Source organism: Vibrio sp. 704 (genome assembly GCF_033339295.1).
The window spans coordinates 1-558 of sequence record NZ_JAWOUH010000839.1 but is presented as its reverse complement, the minus strand read 5'-3'; the positions used below and the strand labels follow the sequence as shown (position 1 = coordinate 558).

Annotated in this window: 1 protein-coding gene; it reads right to left on the bottom strand. The window is 48.9% G+C overall.

The window, feature by feature from the left end; translation table 11 throughout:
- Nucleotides 1-558 (bottom strand): PLP-dependent aminotransferase family protein (locus tag R7R24_RS29430; RefSeq protein ID WP_318120553.1); only part of this gene is annotated, 558 nt, incomplete at both ends.

The following is a 558-nucleotide window of genomic DNA, read 5'->3' as shown; positions in this document are numbered from 1 at the left end:
GTAACGCGATTTGTAAAGTGCGCAGATGGTTGAAATGTGTGTTTCGAAATTGTCATGTTGAAGTAGACCATGCAGCAATGCTTGCATAGGAATACTAGAGTGCAGATCTGCACCTTGTTTGATTTTGATGAGTGGCTCAAGGTAACTGCGTTTGCCGGTAACCACACCAATACGCAAGCCTGGTGAGGCGATTTTGGAGAATGAACGCAACACGATGGAGTGTTGTGGGCAGAAATCCGAAACCAGCGGCAGTGCTTCACCAGAAAAACGCAGCTCGCGGTATGGTGCGTCTTCAATGAATGCAACGTCGTATTGGATACAAAGCTCGGCAACTTTTTGGCGAGTCTCTAGCGCCCAGCATACGCCTGTTGGGTTGTGAAAATCGGGCACGGCGTAGAACATTTTAGGTTGCTGCGTGGCAAAGCATTGCTCGAGTTCTTCAAGGTTTGGGCCACACTCGGTTTGCGAAACGGTCACGATGTTGGCTTGCACTAAACCGAATACTTGCATAGCACCAAGGTAGCTTGGTGCTTCCATCACCACTTTATCGCCCGGATT